This window comes from Leeuwenhoekiella palythoae (assembly GCF_020310025.1).
Lineage (GTDB): Bacteria > Bacteroidota > Bacteroidia > Flavobacteriales > Flavobacteriaceae > Leeuwenhoekiella > Leeuwenhoekiella palythoae.
The window spans coordinates 2,094,620-2,113,809 of record NZ_CP084318.1 but is presented as its reverse complement, the minus strand read 5'-3'; the positions used below and the strand labels follow the sequence as shown (position 1 = coordinate 2,113,809).

At 39.9% G+C, this 19,190-nt stretch carries 12 protein-coding genes; 1 reads left to right on the top strand and 11 read right to left on the bottom strand.

The window, feature by feature from the left end; all coding sequences use genetic code 11:
* Positions 1-23: 23 nt before the first annotated feature.
* Positions 24-3,047 (top strand): type I restriction endonuclease subunit R, encoded by a 3,024-nt coding sequence (locus LDL79_RS08970; protein ID WP_225597455.1) that lies wholly within the window; start codon positions 24-26, stop codon positions 3,045-3,047.
* Between the two features lie 271 nt (positions 3,048-3,318).
* On the opposite strand, the gene LDL79_RS08965 is transcribed toward LDL79_RS08970, so the two are convergent.
* The 11 genes from LDL79_RS08965 to LDL79_RS08915 form a co-directional block, all read right to left on the bottom strand.
* Entirely contained in the window at positions 3,319-3,705 is a 387-nt protein-coding gene (locus LDL79_RS08965) for an acyl-CoA thioesterase (protein ID WP_167598701.1), read from the bottom strand.
* Positions 3,706-3,823: 118 nt separating this feature from the next.
* Positions 3,824-4,720: a pirin family protein gene (locus tag LDL79_RS08960; RefSeq protein ID WP_225597454.1), complete on the bottom strand. Its 897-nt coding sequence runs from the start codon at positions 4,718-4,720 to the stop codon at positions 3,824-3,826.
* A gap of 102 nt (positions 4,721-4,822) precedes the next feature.
* Entirely contained in the window at positions 4,823-5,488 is a 666-nt protein-coding gene (locus LDL79_RS08955; RefSeq protein ID WP_225597453.1) for a response regulator transcription factor, read from the bottom strand.
* Positions 5,489-5,500: 12 nt separating this feature from the next.
* Complete coding sequence (locus LDL79_RS08950; protein ID WP_225597452.1) at positions 5,501-7,435, bottom strand: tetratricopeptide repeat-containing sensor histidine kinase; 1,935 nt, start codon at positions 7,433-7,435, stop codon at positions 5,501-5,503.
* A gap of 25 nt (positions 7,436-7,460) precedes the next feature.
* Complete coding sequence (locus LDL79_RS08945) at positions 7,461-8,882, bottom strand: TolC family protein (RefSeq protein WP_225597451.1); 1,422 nt, start codon at positions 8,880-8,882, stop codon at positions 7,461-7,463.
* Positions 8,883-8,965: 83 nt separating this feature from the next.
* Positions 8,966-9,634: an ABC transporter ATP-binding protein gene (locus LDL79_RS08940; RefSeq protein WP_225597449.1), complete on the bottom strand. Its 669-nt coding sequence runs from the start codon at positions 9,632-9,634 to the stop codon at positions 8,966-8,968.
* 27 nt (positions 9,635-9,661) lie between these two features.
* Positions 9,662-12,106 carry an ABC transporter permease gene (locus tag LDL79_RS08935; protein ID WP_225597447.1) on the bottom strand — a complete coding sequence of 815 codons (2,445 nt, stop codon included), beginning with the start codon at positions 12,104-12,106 and terminating at the stop codon, positions 9,662-9,664.
* Positions 12,107-12,131: 25 nt separating this feature from the next.
* Entirely contained in the window at positions 12,132-14,501 is a 2,370-nt protein-coding gene (locus LDL79_RS08930; protein WP_225597445.1) for an ABC transporter permease, read from the bottom strand.
* Positions 14,502-14,529: 28 nt separating this feature from the next.
* On the bottom strand, positions 14,530-16,944 hold the full coding sequence (locus LDL79_RS08925) for an ABC transporter permease (protein WP_225597444.1): 2,415 nt from the start codon (positions 16,942-16,944) through the stop codon (positions 14,530-14,532).
* Positions 16,945-17,034: 90 nt separating this feature from the next.
* On the bottom strand, positions 17,035-17,739 hold the full coding sequence (locus LDL79_RS08920; RefSeq protein ID WP_225597443.1) for an ABC transporter ATP-binding protein: 705 nt from the start codon (positions 17,737-17,739) through the stop codon (positions 17,035-17,037).
* 55 nt (positions 17,740-17,794) lie between these two features.
* A complete protein-coding gene (locus tag LDL79_RS08915; RefSeq protein ID WP_225597442.1) occupies positions 17,795-19,048 on the bottom strand; it encodes an efflux RND transporter periplasmic adaptor subunit in 1,254 nt (417 codons plus the stop codon).
* Positions 19,049-19,190: the final 142 nt, after the last annotated feature.

Genomic DNA, 19,190 nt, shown 5'->3' with positions numbered 1-19,190 from the left:
GACATTTTTTTAGACATAATAGAATGAGTAAATCAACCAATACAAAAGAAAATGGTTTTGAAGCACATATTACCGCCTATTTGGTAGACAGTAATAAATATGTTGAAAGACCTAACACTGCTTATGATAATATTAATTGTATTGATCCTGATGTTCTATTTGCTTTCTTAGAAATTACACAACCTAAAGCAGTAGATAAGCTTAAACGCTATCATAAAGACTTATATCGTCAAAAAATCACAAAGCGCTTAAATGACCAAATAAAGCAAAAAGGGGTAATAGAAGTATTGCGAAAAGGGATTGTAGATGGTTTTACTGATACCAAGCTTCGCTTGCTATATGACAAGCCAGTATCCACCTATAATTTAAAAGCGCTTACTCTATACGAAAAGAATACATTTTCGGTAATGCGTCAAGTATATTTCTCCCCAAAAAATAAAAAATCATTAGATCTTGTTGTATTTATAAATGGTTTACCTATCATCAGTTTTGAGTTAAAAAATGAACTCACAAAACAAAATATTACAGATGCTATTAAGCAATATAAAGATGATAGAGACCCTAACGAAGAAATATTCCGTTTTGGTCGCTTACTAGTGAATTTTGCTGTTGATACAGAAGAAGTATGGATGTGTACAGAATTGAAAGGTAAACAATCATTCTTTTTACCATTTAATAAAGGCTATGATAATGGCGCAGGTAACCCACCAAAAGATGGCATAAGAACAGATTACTTATGGAAAGAGGTTTTAACTAAAGACAGCCTAACAAACATAATTCAAAACTTTTCTCAAATCATTACCGAAGAAAAAGAATACCTAGATGCTAAAAACAAAAAACGCATCAAAAAAGTAAAGAAACTTATATTCCCTAGGTTTCATCAGTTAACAGCCGTTAGGCAAATATTGAAAGATGCCCAAGAGAACGGTGCAGGTCAAAAGTATTTAATTCAACATTCCGCAGGTTCTGGTAAAAGTAACTCCATTTCGTGGTTAGCACATCAATTGGTTGGTTTACATAATAAAACAGGTAACAAGACTATTTTTGATACCGTCATAGTCATCACAGACCGCCGTGTTTTAGACAAACAAATTAGAGAAAATATTAAGCAATACCAGCAAGTAAAAGGTGTTGTAGAAGCCATAACAGAAGGCAGTAAACAGCTCAAAACGGCTTTAGAAGAAGGTAAAAAAATAATTATTACCACTATTCAAAAGTTTCCTCACATAGTAGAAGATATAGCAGACTTGCCAGGCAATAATTTTGGTATCATTATCGATGAAGCGCATAGTAGTTTGAGTGGTCAAATGGCACGAAAACTTAATGAAACATTAGCCAAAGTATCTGATGAGCAAGAACTACAAAATAGCTTGGACGATTATGATGAGAATGAAGATGGAGAGGTAACAGGTGAAGATTTAATTAGAACAATGATTAAATCTAGAAAACTTCTCGATAATGCAAGTTATTTTGCTTTTACCGCAACACCAAAAAATAAGACATTAGAACTGTTTGGTATGCCTTATCAGGAAGATGGTAAAACCAAGTTTAGAGCGTTTCATTTATATTCAATGAAGCAAGCTATTGAAGAAGGTTTTATAAAGGATGTTTTTCAAAATTACACAACATATCAAAGTTACTATGCTTTATTAAAACGCATAGAAGATGATCCGGAATACGATAAAAAGAAGGCTCAAAAGAAATTAAAAGCATACGTCGAAAGTCACGAGCACGCCATAAAAAAGAAATCTATATTAATGATTAATCATTTTATGGATGCTGTGATTGGTCAACAGAAAATGGGAGGCAAAGCCAAGGCAATGCTAGTTACAAGTAGCCGCGCTAATGCTGTCAAATATAAAAAAGCATTTGATCAGTATCTCAAAGATATCAATAGCCCTTACAAGGCAATTGTAGGATTTTCCGGTGAAATTGACGGTGAGACCGAAAGTTCATTAAATGGTTTTCCTAGCGCCAATATCCCAGACGAGTTTGAAAAAGACCAGTACCGCTTTTTATTAGTGGCTAATAAATTTCAGACAGGATTTGATCAACCACTTTTGCATACAATGTTTGTAGATAAAAAACTAGGTAGCGTAAATGCCGTTCAGACCCTCTCCCGCTTAAACAGAAGTCATCCTTTAAAAAAGGATACTTTCGTTTTAGACTTTGTGAATACAGCTGAAGATATGGCTACAGCATTCAAACCTTATTTTGAAAGCACTATTTTAGGAGATGCTACTGACCCTAATAAACTTTTTGACCTTCAAGATGCATTAGACAACTTTCAAGTTTACACCCGTGAGCAGGTTGAAGAGTTCTCTGATAAAATATTGGCTAATGAACCTGTAGATCAATTACACGCATTATTAGATCTCTCTAGCGACATATATCGTAATGAATTAGAAGAAGAACATCAGGCAGATTTTAGAGCGAAAGTTAAAACCTATGTTCGTTTATATACATTTCTTTCACAAATAGTAGAATTTGAAAATGCCTACTTAGAAAGACTTTACATCTTCCTTAATCATTTACAAAACAAGCTTGGAGGTGATGAACCGGTAGACCTAGCAAAAGGGATTCTTGATAATATTGATATGGACAGTTATCGCTTGCAGTTAGACTCCACAACAAATATAGCTTTAGAAAGAGGAGAAGATTTAAAGCCTATACCTACCGAAATGCGAGGCGGTATTAAGGAACCTGAAATCGACCATCTTTCAAGCATTATCAAAACTTTTAATGATCGCTATGGTACAGCATTTGAAGACACTGACAAGGTTCGGAAAATGGCTGAAGATATTGCCACAGACGTAATGAACAACGACGAAATGAGAAACTCAATGGTGTTTTCAGACGAACAAAATGCCAAAATAACAAATGATAAAGTTGTAGCAGATGAAATGCTTAAGCATATTAATTCAAATTTCAATTTCTACAAACACTATTCAGATAACAAAGAGTTTAAAGAAGATGTCAACAACCTTATATTTGGTTTGGTAAAAGAAATGTATAGAAATAGTATGGGTAACAATTCAATTCCATAACCTAAGGAGAGGCTAAATAGAATTAGAAAAACAATTATAACCTTTGGCATTTTAAATGCTCTCTATTCATACATAAATCAGCTTCCAGTATGTTAAAAATGTTAAACTTTTAAATTAGGTGTACGATTCGGTGAGTCATAAAAAATTAGCTATTCCAAACCCCTTAAAACACAGGTGCTCACAGATTAGTTCGAGTCCCGTCCAGACCGCAAAAAGCGCTTCATTTGAAGCGCTTTTTTTGTTTATAACTGTTTCAACTAGTTGAATTCTACTACTTCAGAATATTGACTGGGTTTTTCTGCTCATCAATGGCAACAAACGTAAACTCGCCTTGTATGGCTTTTTCACGATGTTCAGAATACATTTGTTCTACGTAGATCGAAACGCCTACTTTAAGACTTTTAGTTCCTAAATGAATGATCTGACCTACAAGCTCAATGATAGTCCCAGCAGGAATAGGCTTATTAAAGTCGATTTTATCACTGCTTACAGTTACCACAGTTTGCCGTGTAAATCGGGTAGCTGTAATAAAGGCCACTTCATCCATCAGCTGCATCGCAGTGCCTCCAAAAAGCGTATCGTAATGGTTGGTAGTATTCGGAAAAACCGCTTTAAATATTCGGGATTCGGCTTTTGCTATGCGTTGCTCTAAAGTCATTAGTTTTTTAAGATTGTAAGTTATAGCTTAACTGATTGCATCAACAAATATTGTGACTTAAGAATGCTGAATATGCAATACGAATGCTAGCTTGTTTTAAAAGAAAATAAAAATAATTTTATTTTCTTTTAGGCTCCGGAAGCGGAACGTATTCTTCTGAATCTCCCGGTATTTTAGGAAAAGCTTCTAAATTTTGTTCTTTCCAGTTGGTTTTAGCCTGCTCTAACACGGCTTTATCTGAGCTCACAAAATTCCAGAACATAAAACGTTCTTCTTCAAAAGGCGTACCTCCAAACAAATACAAGGTCGTTGCTTGCGTAGTCTCAAAAGCACACAAAGAAGCCTTTTTCGCCACGAGCAATTGTTTGGTTCCATAGGTATTTCCTTCAATACGCACTTCCCCTGACAATACATACATCGCGACTTCGCCAAAAAGCCGATCGCCAATAGCTATTCGCGCGGCATCTTCGGTTTGTATTTCGATAAAAAACAACGGACTATGCACCGGCACGGGTGCTTCTTTACCCTTGATTTTTCCGGCAATTAATTTGTAGTGTATTCCGTTTTCTTCCCAAGCAGGTAAGGCTTCTTTTTCAATATGAAAAAAGGATGGCGCTCCCTGCTCCAGAGCTTTGGGCAAGCCTACCCAAATCTGGAAACCGTGCAAAAACTTTGATTCGTCTCTTAAATATTCCGGGGTACGTTCAGAATGCACCACTCCTTTTCCGGCGGTCATCCAGTTTACCGCGCCCGGTTTAATCTCCACAGCATTTCCTAAACTGTCGCGATGAAAAATGCTTCCTTCAAATAAATACGTTAATGTAGAAAGTCCAATGTGTGGATGCGGTGGAACATCAAGATTTTGATACTCTTTTAAACACGCAGGCCCCATATGATCTATAAATAAAAACGGACCTACCGCACGTTTTTTTCTAAACGGAAGCAAACGCCCCACCATAAAATTCCCGATATCGGCCGCTTTCTCTTCGATGACCAGACCTACATTAGATTGCATTTTTTCTCTATTTAATTTAAAGACTACTGAAGTATTAAAACTAAACAAGAATGGCTTAAAAGCCTAACGGCATTCCGCTTAAATCTATGGACGCTTTTAAAATTATATGATTCCCTGTCGCGTAAGTTTTGCGATAAGATGGGTTGAGTTTTTTACATCAAACTGTACAAAAAGTTTACTCACGCGCTTGTCTAGCGAACTCTCGCTATTAGGCTTTACGCCGGCTTTAATGAGGCGATCACGTATTTCACGCTTACTAAAACCTTCGGCCATATCTTTGATCACAAGAAGATCTAGTTCTTCTAATTCTACCACATTATGCTGCGTATTCCAGTCGATCTGAGGAGAAATAAAAATCTCATCATTACAAACCGCATACACCGCTTCTACCAATTCGTTAAGACTTTTTCTCCCTTTGCAGACGTAACCATTGATCTGATCTTCTTCAACCAATTTTTTAATTTTCACCGGATTATCCTCAACCGAATTCACAATAATCTTCAGGTTCGCGTCAACCTTTCGCGCAGCCTTTATGAGTTCGTAGCCAGAAGTTAGTTTACGAGGCAGCGTACCGGGTTTAAAAGACAGGTCTGTAATCAAAAGTTCTATAGGTGCGCCTTCGTTTAGAGCCACTTGCACTCTGCTAAATGCTGTATCACAATACAATGCCTCTTGAATTTCAGTAATGGCCATACGCTCTTTAAGGGTATCTACAATACTCTTATTATCTCCTTGAAAATCTTCGGCAATCAGTATTTTTTTAAACATCAACGGCGGCTTTTAAAACGGAATTTTTATGTGGGAAGTAAACCCAGATTGTTCTTCGGTCTCAAAACTAATGCTTCCTCCTATGGCTTCAATACGCTTTTCCGTAATGCGCAACCCGTTTTTAAGCTGAAGCGCTTCGTGGCTTGCTCCTTTACCGTTATCTGAATACGTGATTTTTAGATGTTTGGAAAGCATTTCAAACTTTAATGTCACGCGCTTTGCCGCGCTGTGCTTGCGCATATTCAACATCAACTCCCGTAAGATCTTGTATAACGTGATCTTGTTTACCGGTCGCACCAGATCCCAGTCTATCTTATGAAAACCTAAAAGCAGCAAATTAGTATCCTGCGGAACCTGAGACCGGAGCATCAGTGACAAAGCGTCTTTAAATCCTGCGCCCGTATCAATATCATTGAGGCTTCGGGAAAAATCCCGACTTTGATTGTAAAGCTTTTCGAGCTGATCTAAAATGGCATCTATATTTTCTTGCCGCTGCAGCAAGAGCATTGCAGTATTAAGTCCAGATCCAAAGTCGTCGTGCAGTCTTCTGGAAATAGCGGCTTCTGTATCATAAATGGCGCTAAGCCTGTCTATATTATGCTGAATTTTGAGTTGGCGTGCTTTGTAGCGCTGAACGTAATAAATCAATAAAATTAGTAGTATCGCGACTACTAAGGCCGCAATGACCCAAAGTTTAGTAAACCGTTCTTGAGCGAGTTCTAATTCTCTGATATTTTTTTCATTCTCTAAGCGTAAAATAGACTGTTCTTTTAATTCATCGTCATATTTATACTTGGCAAATTGTGTTTTTACTTTAAGCTCGCTCTCATACAAACTGTCTCGTAGTTTGATATAGCGCTCTTTAAGTGCGGCATTTTGAGGCTCTAATTGCATTTTAAACACTAAAACCTCGAGTTCGCCTCCTGATGAATTAATCTCTTTAGCCTGAATTTTAGCACTATCTAAATATGCCCGCGCGAGCTCAGGTTGAGGCTTGAGATAAAACTCGCTTAAATGCAGGTAGCTAGAAATGATCCCGCGCTTATCGTCTTGTAGTTTTCGAACTTCTAGCGGTTTTAGAAAATCCTGTGGTTTAACAAAAACTCCTGAAGACCATCTGGCATACGTGAGATTGTCAAGAACTCTGGCTTGAGTGGTTTCTGAATTTGCCAGCGTATCTAGCACAAGAGGTTCTAGAATTGCAATCGCCTTTTGATACTTTTTTAAATCAATATAAACGGTAGCGTAGTTATTTTTATAAACAGAAAGATTGGCTTTAGGCGCCTCTTTTGTGATGTTTGCGTAAAATGCCAAAGCTTCCTCATAGTTATGCAAATGTCTGTGACTTTGAGCTATTCTATCCATCGCAGACCAATACGTCACAGAATCAGTTTCTTTTTTTATGTACTTTAAAGCTTCGGTCAGGGTTTCTTTACCGCCAAAATAATCACGTTTCTTATATTGAATACCTCCCATATTCAAGAGTGCAGTTCCTGTTCCACTGCTATCGTTCGCCTGCTGATAATAGGTTTTTGACCGGTTATAGCGTTTAAAAGCGCTATCTGATTGATGTTTTACTAACTCAAAGTAATATCCTAAAAGGTAATGCTGCATCCCCATTTCTTTGGGCGCAGTATTAACAGCCGCATTTTTTTGCATTACAGCATCATAATGCACCAAGCTATCATACTGTCCCAATGAATAATGCAACCAGTTTTTGTTATAGAGAATTTTAGTATAAAGTGGGTGCTTAGGTTGTTCTCGAACACCTTCAAATGCTCGATTGGCAAATTCCAAACGCTCTTGCATGCTGTATTGCGCTTCCCGGGCTTCATTGTTATAAAAAGCAATGGAGTCGTTGTTTTTAGAAGTAGGATCTAAATGCTCATTAGATTGGGTACAGGCACAAAACCAAATCAGGGGCAAACAAAGTAAAAGTCTAAACAAAGGGGCTAATTTTAGTCTAAAGCTACTAAAAAGGAATCACCCCGCTATAATAATCAAGCACTCTTGATGTCAAAAGATAAGCATATCTGGCGTTTGTTAAATTTATACGGGCATTGTCAAGATTGTTTTTACTCGTGATATAGGCCACACTAGTAGAAACTCCCAGATTGAACTTCACTTCATTAATGCGGAAAGATTCTTCATAAGCCCTTACTTGATCCTCTAAAAAATGATAATTTTTAGACGCTGCTTGTAAATCAGCATAGGTTTTTGAAATGTTCTGTTTTAAGGCACGTTTGGTCTGCTCTAAAACCACCGAAGCTTGATCGTGATTTACATTTTGCAATTGCACCGCATTTTTTGCCTGAAATCCATTAAAAATGGGAATACTCACCGAAACACCCGCTGCACTATTCAGGTTATTATTAAACTGATCAGTGTATGAAATAGGCAATGCATCAAATAAGCCTTCTTGTGTAAAAACAGCATAATCTGCTCCGGCAACGGTTACAAAATCTCCGGTTTGTACGGTTTGCGTTCCGGCATCCTGAAACAAACGCGCAGCGCTGGAATAATTGGTTCCAAAATTTGCAAACAAACTGATCTGCGGAGTGTATTGAGCGCGAGCGACCGCAACTCCTTTTGCTGCTGCTTCCTCGCGTAATTCTTTTGCTTTTACCGAAGCGAGATGTCGTAAAGCAGCTTCATAAACGCCGTCTACAGTTTTTTCTCGAGGTTCAAAGTCGAGTAAAAGTATCAGTTGAGAAGCTTGGATAGAGCGCTCTGTATTCAGTAAAAATTTTAGATCTGTAAGTGCATTGTTCAGACTGCTATTAGCATCATTTACCGCGCTTTGATCTAAAGCGACCTGACCCTGCAAATCGTGATAGGCCACCGGATCACCTGTTTCTTCCTCTCGTAATTTTTGCAGTCGGTTAAGTTGTTCTTTTGAAGTGATCAAACGTGTTTCGGCGAGTTTTACCAATTCTCTAAAGTTGAGCACCTGCAAGAAATTTAAGGTTACATCTAGCACTAAATTCTGCCGAGCTTCTTCAATTTCCATTTCGGCGGCAGCCTTATTGAGACTGTTTTGCTTCAGTGTATTTAAAATTCTAAAACCGTCAAAAAGGGTTGTATTAATACTGAGTCCGGCGTTAGAATAAGTCAGTTCCTCATTCACATAACTGTTTGTAAACGGGTCGATACTTCGCCCGTTACTGAGCCCCAAATTATAATTGGCATTGATTGACGGAAGCAACGCATTGCGGCTTTGCTTAAACTGAATGGTTTCGGTTTCTGCGCGTAGACTGGCAGCTTTTAAATCCAGATTATGAGTCAGCGCGATTTCTACGCACTCTTGCAGACTGATGTTTTGCGTTTCTTGTGCATTTAACGTGTAGCTGCAAGCACAAGCTATAAAGGCAAGCTTTAGCGATTTGATAAACATACTAAAATTGATTGATGATGAATTTTACCAACAGCCCTGAATATGCCTAACACTGTTGGTCTGTAATATTTGGAAAAGGTTGATTAGGCCTTGGTTTTACTTCCGTCTAGCAGGTAAATGATTCGGTTACCATATTCGGCATTCGCTTCGGAATGCGTAGCCTGAATGATCGTCACCCCTTCTTGATTCAGTTCTTTAAAAAGCTGCATAATTTCTTCCCCTTGTTTAGAATTGAGGTTTCCGGTAGGTTCATCTGCCAGAATGAGTTTGGGTTTTGCGATCAAGGCACGCGCGATTCCCACTAGTTGTTGCTGGCCCCCGCTCAACTGACTGGGAAAAAGATCTTTTTTACCCACAATATTAAACCGGTCGAGCATATCTGCCACTAAAGCTTTGCGCTCTGAAGACTTGATATTTTTGTATAAAAGTGGCGTTTCTATGTTTTCATAAACCGTCAATTCATCAATTAAGTGGTACGCCTGAAACACAAAACCAATGTATTCTTTATAAAGTTTAGAGCGGTGTTTTTCTTTAAGCATGTGCACCGACTCGTCCAGGAAATTATATTCACCTTCCTGAAATTCGTCAAGCATCCCGATGACATTGAGCAAGGTTGATTTTCCCGATCCTGACGGACCCATAATCGAAATAAATTCGCCTTCTTCTACCTGAAGACTGATGTCATTTAAAAGGAAAACACGTTTTCCTCCTTGTTTGACCCACTTGTAAATGTGATTGAGTTGTAAGAGCATAATGTATTATTAGTTCTATTCTTAGGGTTATTCAGTTCTGAGGGCTTTTACGGGATTAGCGATTGCGGCTTTTAAAGTTTTAAAACTCATAATAAGTACTGCAAGGAGCATCATTCCTAATCCGCTTAAGGCAAATACCCACCAGCTCATTTCGGTTTTATAGGCATAATCTTCGAGCCACTGATGCAATCCCCACCAAGCGATAGGCAACGCGATCACATAGGCTACGACGACCAGTTTTAAAAAGTCAGTACACAGCAGAGCATTAATTTGAAGAATGGAAGCTCCCAATACTTTGCGAATCCCAATTTCTTTGGTGCGTCGTGACGTGGTGTGAATTACCAGCCCCAACAATCCTAAACAACTGATGAGCACCGCGAGACCGGTAGCCCAATTGAGTAAGGTTGCAATACGTTGTTCTTGCTTATAAAATCTTGAAATGCTCTCATCTACAAACGTGAGCCTAAACTCCTCTCTGGGATACACCTCTTGATAAAGTTGCTCTACTTTTGTGATGGTATTTTGCCAACCGGAAGATGCACCGATAAGTTTAACGTGCAGTGTTCTAAAATTGGTTCGGCGATCTCGGCTGGTATCTCCGGTAAGCATGAGTGGCATCACTTTATCTTTCAGCGAGCGCTGATTAAAATCCTGCATCACTCCAACGATCAATCGTTGATGCGAATTGAGTTCAAGATATTGACCAACAATTTCCTCCGGATCTTTAAAACCAAAAGCACGCATTCCGGTTTCATTGATCACATATTCTTCAATGGTATCATTAAGTGCAGGTCTTCCGGCAAGCAATTCGATATCATAAAGCTTTAGATATTCGGTATCGCCATTCAGAATTTGTAGTTCCTGAATAAGCTCTTGGCCGTCTTTTTTAAAAATTCCCATTCGGGTTGCCATATTGAATGAAGCAGGCGGCATTCCCCCCAGACTCACGTTTTGAATTTCAGGAATACGCTTCAATTCTTGTTCTAAAACAAGCCGTTTGTCTATTGAAAAATCATCCCAAGGCGTTTGCAGATACGCAACAGCTTCGGCATTAAACCCTAAATCCTGATGCAGCATATAATAGATTTGCTTACCTACAAGGAGTGTCGCGATAACAAAAACCTGTGCAATCGCAAACTGAGAAACGGTTAACACCTGACGTAAAACACCCTTTTCTTTGCTGCTTGAAACGCTTCCTTTAAGCACGCGTGCCGGTTTAAAACGGGACAATACGACTCCGGGATAGAAACCCGACAGTAAAGTGATCACTACAATAAGCACGACAACCAGTGCTGCGAACCAAGGAGTCAGCATAAGACTCAGCTCAATTCCTTCTGCCATAAAACTATCAAAAGCCTTAAGCGCTAAAACGCAGAAAACAACAGAACATAAAGCGGCTATAAGCGTGAGCAGAAAGGTTTCACCTAAAAACTGAAGCACCAATTGACGCTTAGAGCTTCCCATAGTTTTGCGCACTCCAATTTCCTTAGCACGGCTTGCTGCCTGGGCCGTGTTCAAATTGATAAAATTGATGCTGCCTAAAAGCAACAGGAAAAGCGCCACAAAAACCAGGCTTATCAAAATACCTTTATCAGCTTCATAACCCGAATAGTCATAGGCACCGTACTCGTGGTCAAAATGCAGATCAGACAAGGTTTGTAGGTTGAACGTTCGCTTATTGTTGTACTTGACCATATCATCATCAACATGCGCTTTGCTTAAAGCGGCTAATTGTGTTTTGATTTGCTCAGGCGTGCTGTTCTGCGCAATCTTGATGTACAATTGGGAAGCATTATTGGTATTTCCCCATTCATCTCCTAAAATCTCATCGCTGCTTTCGGTTTGCTTTGCGGTTTCTAGCGAAATAAATTCATTAAAGTTCAAGTCGGTACGCTTATCATAATCTTCAACAATCCCGGAAACAGTTGCTGAAATGGTTCCGTCATAGACCAAAGATTGTCCCATTACAGCAGCTAAAGGCATATTCGGAAAATATGCTTCTACACGCTTTCGGGTTAACACCACACTATTAGGTTTCTGTAAGGCAGTTGCTTTAGAACCCGCGATCCAATTGTATTGAAAAATGTCAAAATAGCTTGCTTCGGTAAGAATAATGTGTTCTGGATCTTTAAAAGCCTGCTTGCTTGTTTCTGCCTTTGCTTCCGAAATCCACCAATTATAAAAATAAGCCGATTGCTCAACACCTGTGAGTTGCTCCTTAGCGGCAATGCGCATCGGCGGGGTAACTCCTCCATTTTTTAAACTGCCCTGCGGTGTTTCAAAATCGGTTACCACACGATAAATGCGATCGCCGTCTTTGTGAAACGTATCAAAGCTAAAATCATAATACACCATGAGTCCGATCACAAATGAAGCGCTCAGGCCAATGGCCAGACTAATGACATTGATCGCTGAGAATAGTTTGTTTTTCCAGATGTTGCGCCAAGCGATTTTGATATAGCTTCTAAACATATTATTGTTGTTTCTATTCTTAGGGTTATTCTGTTCTGAGTGATTTTACGGGATTAGCGATTGCTGCTTTTATGGCTTGAAAGCTTACGGTAAGCATCGCTATGAGCAAGGTGATTCCGCCCGCTAATGCAAAAATCCACCAGCTCATAGCTGTTTTATACACAAAATCCTGAAGCCACAATTGCATTACATACCACGCCAATGGGATCGCCACTACTGCCGCTACAACCACAAGAATTAGAAAATCTTTTGACAAGAGACGCGTGACTTGAAACACAGAAGCTCCTAATACTTTACGAATTCCTATCTCTCGTTTTTTTAATTGCGCGGCATAAGTGGTTAGTCCGAAAAGTCCCAAACAAGAAACGAGAATTGCAATCACCGAAAAGATGTTAAACAGTTTTCCGGTGCGTTGATCTTCGCGGTACATCTTTTCATAGGACGCATCTAAAAAAGAATAGTCTAACGGAAAATCAGGGGTGTATTCTTTCCATAGTTCTTCGACCGCGGCGATAGTTCCTGTAGTGTTCGTTCCTGAAGTTTTGAGATATACGCGGTAGGCGTCGGGAGCATAATACATAACTGCTGGGCCAATATCGCTTTTTAAATCTCTAAAATGATAATCTTCAACAACGCCTACAATGGTGCCTTTAGTTTCATATAATTTCAGATTTTGTCCCACGGGATTGGTCATTCCCATCGCTTTAGCCGCGGTTTGATTGATGATGAAATGTGTAGAATCTGTACTGATGCCTTTAAAGTTTTCTCCGGCAATCAGATTCATTTTCAAGAGCGGAATAAACTGCTCATCTATCGCCATTGGTGTTACAACCAACTCGTGATCGACTTCCCCTGCGCCCCATTGGATGTCCCCGGTAGAATTCTGATTATCAATAATAGGGTTAGAAGCAAATGAAACACCTGTGACTCCCGGAATGTTAGTCAAACGTCGTTTTACCGTTTCGGCGTGTTCCTGCATACTGCCGCTCATCCAAAAGTTAAGCACCTGACTGCGATCGTAGCCGGGATTCTTTTCGGTTAAAAAATCAAGTTGACGCCCGATGACCAGCGTGCCAATAATGAGCATAACCGAAAAGACAAACTGTACGGTAACTAATACTTTCCTTATGGTTCCTCGGCTAACGCCTCCTACTCGACCTTTTATCGCTTCTAAAGGTTTAAAAGAAGTGAGCATCAAAGCAGGATAAATTGAAGAAACCACCAACGTGATTATAAAAATTGCCAAGATATACAGTGGCAGTGGCCCTTGGATCAATTCTAAACGCAACGACTTTCCAGAAAGCTGGGTGAACTTAGGTGCTAAAAGAAAAGCGAGCCCAATAGCTAAAAAGATCGCTATACTGAAAAACAAGATAGACTCTGCAATAAACTGCCCAAATAAACTGCGTTTACCTGCTCCTATGATCTTACGAATGCTCACCTCTCGTGCCCGCTGAAAAGCTCTTGCAGTAGCGAGATTCACATAATTGATACAAGCAATCGCTAGAATAAGTAACAAAACAATACCAAAAATCTTAACCGTATTGATTCCTCGTGGTTCGCCAGCTGAATTATACAAATTCATCGCGGTAATAGGCTGTAAATAATAGGCTTCTTTATCATCAAACAGGTCGGCATTAGGATCATTTTGCTGTTGAATACGCGTAAGTTTTTGGGTGACTGCAGCAACATCATCTGTAGATCGCAACTCGAGATAGGTGATGTAATTAAAATTGCCCCAATCGGTATCTAAAGATTTCCAATACTTGCTGGTTGCGTAACCGGCTTTAAGCGATTCCATAGAAAAAAACAGCTCATAAGAAACGCTCGAATTTTGCGGTATATCTTCAACCACTCCGGTAATAATGTAGTTTTCTTGATGATCTGCCTCTAAGGTTTTGCCAACGACATCCGTGGTTCCAAAAAGTTTTTCAGCAATAGCCTTTGTAAGCACCACTGCATTAGCATCGTTAAGCAAGTCTCCTTTGTTTCCTGCTAAAAGTTTTCGCTCAAAAAGATCAAAAAACGTTGCATCTACGTAAGCTCCGGTGAGCTCATAATCGGTATTATTTACAGTATAGAGTCGGTTTGACCAATTTTGCCGAAGTCGAACTGCACGTTTCACCTCAGGAATATCACTTAAGGCATACGCCGCCACCGGACCTGTTGAAGAGCCCCAGGTTTGAACAGTACCACCACTTTTAATGTTACTCGAAACTCGGTAGATCTGATCGTGATTGCCGGCAAAACTGTTATAGCTCAGTTCTGACTGAATCCAGATTACGATAAAAATGGCAATGGTAAGTCCTATCGTAAGCCCCAACAAACTTATAAGATTGTAGAACTTATCTTTTTTGAGATTCCGCCAGGCGATTTTGATATAATTTCTAAGCATGTGTATTGGTTTTCAGTTGATGGTTTTCCTATTCCGTTTTAAGCGATTGAGTAGGGTTTTGAAGCGCTGCTTTTATGCTCTTAAAACTTATCGTAGCCATTGCGATAAAAAGCGTGATGCACGCGGCTAGCACAAATTGACCCAACTCAAGATCCACGCGATATGCAAAATCCTGCAGCCATTTTTGCATTAAGTAATAGCCTATCGGAAACGCGATCAAAAAGGCAATGGCAACCAACTTGATAAAGTCTTTGGCAAGCAGAGCAACTATTTCGGCAACGCTGGCACCCAACACTTTACGAACCCCTATTTCTTTAAAACGTTGTTCGGTGGCAAAGGTGATTAAGCCAAACAAGCCCAGACAGGCCACAAAAATGGTTAGCATCGTGAAAATGCTTAGAATCACTCCCATTTTTTCTTCTTTGCGATAGGTTTCCTCAAAAGAATCTTCTAAAAATGAATAGGTAAAAGCTTGCTCAGGATTGAATGTTGCCCACTTTTCTTTAGCAAAATCGAGAACTCCCGCGACGTCTGCATTCTTGGTTTTTACGATCAAACCGCCGTAAGGATTGTACGCCAGAACCAAAGGATCGATCTCGCTGTGTAAGGATTTAAAATGAAAATCTTTAATGATTCCTACTACCGTTAAACGTTCATTTTCTGCATCGGCTGCACGTTCAAAAGTTGCTCCTATAGGATTTTCGCCTAGCCCTAAAATTTTAGCTGCCTGCTCGTTCAGGATCACTTTATCAGATTCATTTTTTAATTCCGTAGAAAAATTGCGTCCTTCAATCAATTCCAGTCCCAACGTGGGGATATACTGCTCATCTACATCATAAAAGAAGAATTTTCTTAGGTAGGTATTATTCTTAAAAATTCCGCGCAAATGATTATCCGTTTCTCCCGCAGGAACAAAAGCCGATCTGCTTATACTGGCAATTCCGGGATTTTGAAGCAATTCTTCTTTGTAAGCATTTACACGTTCTGATCCCATTTTATAGGCATCTCTCAGCACGATCACCTGACCTTTCTCATAGCCTAATTTTTTGTGCTGAATGAATTGCATTTGCTTATACACCACTATTGTAGCAAGAATCAGAGAAGCCGAAATCACAAATTGAAAGATCACCATCCCACTTCTCAAGCTTGTGGTACGACCGCTACGCGAAACCTTATTGGTAATAGCCGCCAGCGGTTTAAACCCAGACAATACAAATGCCGGATACGCCCCTGCAAAAAGACTTATGCCCAAAATGAAGACTATAAGTAGCAAGATATTTTGAACGGAAATAAAATCGAGCAGCGCAAGTTCTTTTCCGGCTAGGGTATTGAACGCCGGTAAAAGCAAGGCCATGATACCGATCGCCAGAAGGGTGGCAAAAGTTGTAGTGAGTATAGATTCGGTTAAAAACTGCGTGATCAATTGCTTTTTTGCCGAACCTAACACCTTACGAATACCTACTTCTCTACTGCGTTTTGTTGCAGTTGCCGTAGCGAGATTCATAAAATTAACGCAGGCAATCAACAACATAAATAACGCGATCGCACTAAAAATATAGACGTATTTGATATCTCCAGTGGGAGACAGCTCGGTGTTCGGACTAAAATCTGAGTGTAAGTGAATATCAGTAAGTGGCTGTAAAAACAAGCCCAACTTATTGTTCTGCTGAAATTCTTCATAAGAAATCCCGATAGCCTGCTTGACCTGATCCCCTATATATTTTTCTAAAAGCGCAGGAATTTGTGCTTCCAGCTGTGCCAAGTCGGTCCCCGGCTGAAGCTCTAGATAGGTCGCAAAACCTGAGGTTACCCAAGAATTTGAAGTGCTGCGCGTATTGTGCTGCATAGGTATAAAAACATCAAACTGCAGATGGGTGTTTTGCGGTAGATCTTCGAGCACCGCGGTTACTTCGAGCGCTTCTTCAATATCCTGAAATTTAACACGTTTCCCGATAGGATTTTCTGATCCAAAATACTTTTTAGCTTCAGATGCGGTAAGCACGATGCTGTTGCTATTTTCAAGCGCAGTTTTAGGATTTCCTTTGAGGAAATTCAAATGGAATAATTCAAAGAAATTAGGATCTACAAAGGCGGCTTTCAACTCTTCATAGCTGGTATTCTTGTATTGCACCTGCGGATTGTACACCATACTCAATCGCGTGGCATTTTTTACTTGCGGAAAATCTGCTTTAAAAGATTTGGCCACCGGCGCAGCAACCATGGCCTCTTTGAGTTCCTCTCCGTTTACGTTTCCGCGAAGCACAACACGCGCTAAACGATCGGCATTATCAAAAGACTGCTCGTAGCTCAACTCATCCCAAACATAAAGCGAGATCATCAAGCAACTAGCAATCCCAATGGCAAGACCACTGCTATTCAAAAAGAACAGGGATTTGTCTTTTTTGAGATTCCGCCAGGCGATTTTGAAATAGTTTTTAAGCATAACTGATGTTATATTGGGAGTGATGAAGTCCCGTTTATTTGATTGATTTTCGGCAGTTGCCGATTGATGAATGAATCCCCGCACGGAATTCTAAACTTCTAGCGTATTGCTTTTATATTCGGTCAGTACATTTTCGGTTACCTTTTGACCGTCTAGCATCCTAATGATGCGGTGGCTGTATTTGGCATCGTGCTCACTGTGTGTAACCATAATGATCGTCGTCCCGGCTTCGTTGAGTTCGGTAAGCAAATCCATCACCTCATTACCGTTGCTGCTGTCCAGATTTCCGGTAGGTTCATCGGCAAGTATGAGTTTAGGGTTATTGACCACGGCGCGTGCAACGGCCACGCGCTGCTGCTGTCCGCCAGATAATTGCTGCGGAAAGTGTTTGCGACGGTGCATGATTTGCATTTTCTCAAGTACTTCGTCCACACGCTTTTTACGTTCTGCAGGTTTTACGCCGGTGTAGATCAGCGGAAGCTCTACATTTTCAAAAACGGTGAGTTCGTCAATGAGGTTAAAGCTTTGAAAAACAAAACCGATGTTGTGCTTACGCAAATCGGCACGTTTACGCTCATTAAAGCCTGCAACTTCAATTCCGTTGAAAATGAAACTTCCACCGTCAGGATCGTCCAGCAAACCAAGGATGTTAAGCAAAGTTGATTTGCCGCAACCCGAAGGTCCCATAACGGCTACAAATTCACCTTCCTGAACCTGAAAAGACAATTTATTTAAGGCGATCGTACGTACTTCTTCGGTGGCGTAGTATTTCTCTAAGTCTGTAATTTTTATCATTAGGAAACGATTAGTGTTAATACTGTGATGATTAGTGTTGTCATAGATTTATATTTTAATCCTGAAGTACCAATTCTTGCACTTCTTCATAGTTATCATAACTGCTGGTGATCACGCGATCCCCGGGTTCTAAGCCGCTTGAGACTTCGTAATATTCGGTGTTTTGACTGCCTAGTGAAATGTCTGCTTTATACGCTGAAGCTCCATCCTCACTTACTTTAAAAATCCAATTTCCACCGGTTTCTTGAAAAAAGCCACCTTTCGGGATTAATAGCGCTTGTTTTTCCTGACTTAAAGCTACGCGTATTTGCAGCGTTTGCCCGCGACGAATACCATCAGGAACTTCAGATTCAAATTCCATATCTACCTGAAACCTTCCGTTCGTTACTTGCGTGTATACTTTTTTGATGACCAAAGTGTAGTTCTTTCCATCAAAATCAAAGCTTCCGGTTTGACCGGTGTAAATTCTGGAAATATAATGCTCATCGATATCTACACGCACCTTATAACCGCTCAGTACATCGATTTGCCCAAGACGCTCTCCTTTATTTTTAGACTGACCAATTTCAGCATCCAGCGATGTTAATTGCCCGTCAACCGGCGCTTTCACCACGAGATCAGCCACTTTACGACGCATCAACTCCAAGGCATTTTGCGTCCGCTGGTACGAACTGCTCACTTGATTTTTTTCCTGTTTTACCGCCAATGAATCTTGCTCCAGAATTTGCTTAGCAAGCTGCATACGCTCTTTCTGGTAGTTGTAATCATTTTCAGATTTGATCAAATCTTGACGCGCAATCGCATCCTTATCAAAAAGTTTTTTGTTGAGTTCGTATAAACGTTTTGCTTCAATAAGACTGTTCTCTACATCAGTGTATTGATTGAGTTTATTAATGGTATTCTGGCGCGCTGCGTTTTGCGAAATCTGCATCTGCGTCAGCAAATTATACACCTGCGTTTCCTGATTGACCAAACTCAATTCTAAGTCAGTATTCGAAAGTCGTAAAATGGGTTCGCCTTTTTTCATAATCGCCCCATCTTCAACAAACTTTTCCTCCACGCGACCACCCTCCAAGGCATCGAGATAAATAGTTGTGATAGGCATTACCACCCCATTCACTGGGATATTTTCCTGAAAAACGCCTTGCGTCGCAGTGGCAATACTTATGCGTTCTTTTTGCACATTGAGTTTTGCATTTCCGGTAGTGGATAGAATCACAAAAAGGATAAGCGCCACGATAGTGATAGCACCAACGATCATCAGTATTTTAGAAGTTGTAAAACGCTTTTTTTCTAAAGGGATGTCCATAAATAAATTGTTTGCACCTTCTAGTTAAGCAATACTGTGCCAAAATTTCAAAAACTTGATTTACAGTGTTTTAATCAATAAGTACGATTTTAAAGTGTTCGGTTTTGATACACTTCATGTACGCCTGTGATACAGTTTGTTA

Coding starts and splice junctions, on each gene's coding strand:
- LDL79_RS08970 (WP_225597455.1), top strand. CDS start 24: ATGAGTAAATCAACCAATACAAAAGAAAATGGTTTTGAAGCACATATT.
- LDL79_RS08965 (WP_167598701.1), bottom strand. CDS start 3,705: ATGACTTTAGAGCAACGCATAGCAAAAGCCGAATCCCGAATATTTAAA.
- LDL79_RS08960 (WP_225597454.1), bottom strand. CDS start 4,720: ATGCAATCTAATGTAGGTCTGGTCATCGAAGAGAAAGCGGCCGATATC.
- LDL79_RS08955 (WP_225597453.1), bottom strand. CDS start 5,488: ATGTTTAAAAAAATACTGATTGCCGAAGATTTTCAAGGAGATAATAAG.
- LDL79_RS08945 (WP_225597451.1), bottom strand. CDS start 8,882: ATGTTTATCAAATCGCTAAAGCTTGCCTTTATAGCTTGTGCTTGCAGC.
- LDL79_RS08940 (WP_225597449.1), bottom strand. CDS start 9,634: ATGCTCTTACAACTCAATCACATTTACAAGTGGGTCAAACAAGGAGGA.
- LDL79_RS08935 (WP_225597447.1), bottom strand. CDS start 12,106: ATGTTTAGAAGCTATATCAAAATCGCTTGGCGCAACATCTGGAAAAAC.
- LDL79_RS08930 (WP_225597445.1), bottom strand. CDS start 14,501: ATGCTTAGAAATTATATCAAAATCGCCTGGCGGAATCTCAAAAAAGAT.
- LDL79_RS08925 (WP_225597444.1), bottom strand. CDS start 16,944: ATGCTTAAAAACTATTTCAAAATCGCCTGGCGGAATCTCAAAAAAGAC.
- LDL79_RS08920 (WP_225597443.1), bottom strand. CDS start 17,739: ATGATAAAAATTACAGACTTAGAGAAATACTACGCCACCGAAGAAGTA.
- LDL79_RS08915 (WP_225597442.1), bottom strand. CDS start 19,048: ATGGACATCCCTTTAGAAAAAAAGCGTTTTACAACTTCTAAAATACTG.